This is a genomic window from Kaistella sp., assembly GCF_032060305.1.
Classification (GTDB): Bacteria; Bacteroidota; Bacteroidia; order Flavobacteriales; family Weeksellaceae; genus Kaistella; species Kaistella yananensis.
On the sequence record NZ_DAMBHK010000048.1, the window covers coordinates 15,975 to 18,539 of the forward strand.

Here is a 2,565-nt window from a genome sequence, read left to right on the forward strand (position 1 = left end):
TCTTCTGTCCAGCGATTTCTGTGAAAGCTCGCTTAAAGGATTTGCGTAAAACGCCGCTTTGTTCGGTTTGTCTTTAAAGAAAACAAAAACCAGTTCGGTCTGCCCGCTGGCAAAAGTAAAAACGATAAGAACAAGAACCGAAAGTATTTTTTTAATCATTTTCTATCTTATTAAATTCAGACAAAATTAATAAAAATGATGAAAATTTCCTCTTTATTGTTGATTTAAATTTTAATTGACGTAATTTTTTAAGGTTTTCTTAATGAATGATGTTTTTTAACGAAATCTTTCCTGAAAACATATTGACTTTTCCTTCTGTCCAAAATTTAATTTTCTTAAATTTGAGCAAATATTCTGTTGGTAACATTCTTTTCGCAACTGGCTTAAATCTGAATTTTTAACAGTTGCTAAATCAGAACGTTGAAACAGGAAAAAAATATAGTATATATGAAAAAAATTCAAATGGTTGACCTTCAAAGTCAGTATTACAAGATAAAATCTGATGTAGATAATGCGGTGCTCAATGTGTTGGATTCTGCCGCATTCATCAATGGGCCCGAAGTAAAATCTTTTCAAACTGAGCTTGAAACTTATTTGGATGTAAAACACGTAATTCCCTGCGCAAATGGTACGGACGCTCTGCAGATCGCGCTTATGGCGCTGGATTTACAGGAAGGCGACGAAGTGATTACCGCCGATTTTACCTTTGCAGCTACTGTAGAAGTGATTCATTTATTGAAACTGAAATCTGTTTTGGTTGATGTAGATTACGAAACCTTCACGATGGATGTGGAAAAACTGAAAGCAGCCATCACGCCGAAAACCAAGGCCATAATTCCTGTGCATCTGTTCGGGCAGTGTGCCAACATGGAAGAAATTTTAAAGGTAGCGAAACAGCACAACCTTGCTGTAATTGAAGATAACGCACAGGCCATTGGCGCAGATTTTACTTTTTCAGACGGAACGGTAAAGAAATCCGGAACCATGGGAATCCTCGGAACGACTTCATTTTTCCCTTCCAAAAATCTCGGATGTTATGGCGATGGCGGTGCAATTTTCACCAATGATGATGAACTGGCGCACAAAATCCGCGGGATTGTAAACCACGGAATGTACGAAAGATATTACCATGATGAGGTGGGAGTGAATTCGCGCTTAGACAGTATTCAGGCGACGGTTTTAAGAAAAAAACTTCCGCTTTTGGACACGTATAACGAAGCCAGAAGAAAAGCTGCGGATTATTATGATGAAGCGTTCGCAAACCATCCTAATATTTTAACGCCGAAAAGAGCAGAAAATTCAACCCATGTTTTTCACCAGTACACATTAAGAATTCTGAACGGTAAACGAAACGAGCTTCAGCAGTTTTTAGCCGAAAAAGAAATCCCAGCCATGATTTATTATCCGGTGGCACTGAGAAAGCAGAAAGCTTACTTTCAGGGGAGTGATGATAAAGATTTTGCAAATACTGACAGACTTTTAAATGAAGTAATCTCGCTTCCGATGCATACGGAACTTGATGAAGAACAGCTGAAATATATTACCGACGCAGTTCTGGAATTTATGAGTGCTGAATCTTAATACCCACTTTAATCAAATTCAATGACAATACTCGTTACCGGCGGACTAGGTTATATCGGTTCACACACTGTTGTAGAACTTTTAAAAAATAATTTTCAGGTCATCATTGTTGATGACCTATCGAACTCAGAAAAGTTTATTTTAGACAATATCGAAAAAGTTGCCGGCAAAAGACCGGTGTTTTTTCCCTTTGATCTGAAAAGAAAAGAACTGCTTACCCAAGTTTTTGATGCGTATGAAATCGATGGCTGCATTAACTTTGCTGCGTACAAAGCAGTGGGCGAAAGCCAGGAAAAACCGCTTGATTATTACGAAAACAATCTGTTCTCGTTGATTAATATTCTGCAGGAATTCAAGGCCAGAAATATTTCAAACTTTATCTTCAGTTCTTCCTGTACAGTGTACGGACAGGCAGACCAGCAGCCGATTGATGAAAATACGCCGCTGAAAACTCCGGAATCTTCCTACGGTAAAACCAAACAGATGGGTGAAGAGATTCTGAAGGATTTCGCAACGGCTCACCAAAGAAAGATTTCATTGTTAAGATATTTTAATCCAATTGGTGCACATCCTACCGCTTTGCTGGGCGAATTGCCTATCGGAATTCCTAATAATTTGGTGCCTTACGTTACCCAAACAGCCTCCGGAATCCGCGAAAAACTGAATATTTGGGGAAATGATTATCCTACGGAAGATGGCACCGCCATTCGAGATTATATTTATGTGGTAGATTTAGCGAAAGCCCACGTAAAAGCATTGCAGAAACTTATTGCTTCCAATGAAGAAACCGTAATTGATATTTATAATTTGGGAACTGGGAAAGGTTCGTCGGTTCTGGAAGTTGTGGAAGCTTTCGAGATGGCTAACGATGTTAAAGTTGCGTACCAGATTTGCGAAAGAAGAGCGGGAGACATCACGATCGCCTACGCCAATGCCGATAAAGCGGAGAAGGAACTCGGCTGGAAAGCAGATACCTCTCTTGAA

The 2,565-nt window shown here is 39.2% G+C and carries 2 protein-coding genes; both read left to right on the forward strand.

What is annotated here, in order from left to right:
• Positions 1-447 precede the first annotated feature (447 nt).
• Entirely contained in the window at positions 448-1,581 is a 1,134-nt protein-coding gene (locus tag V5N63_RS07960) for a DegT/DnrJ/EryC1/StrS family aminotransferase (protein ID WP_332033518.1), read from the forward strand.
• 21 nt (positions 1,582-1,602) lie between these two features.
• Positions 1,603-2,565: UDP-glucose 4-epimerase GalE (gene galE, locus V5N63_RS07965; RefSeq protein ID WP_332033519.1), on the forward strand; the 963-nt coding region annotated here is incomplete at its 3' end.

Excerpts from the sequence above, each read along its gene's own strand:
- V5N63_RS07960 (WP_332033518.1), top strand. The coding sequence starts at position 448 with ATGAAAAAAATTCAAATGGTTGACCTTCAAAGTCAGTATTACAAGATA.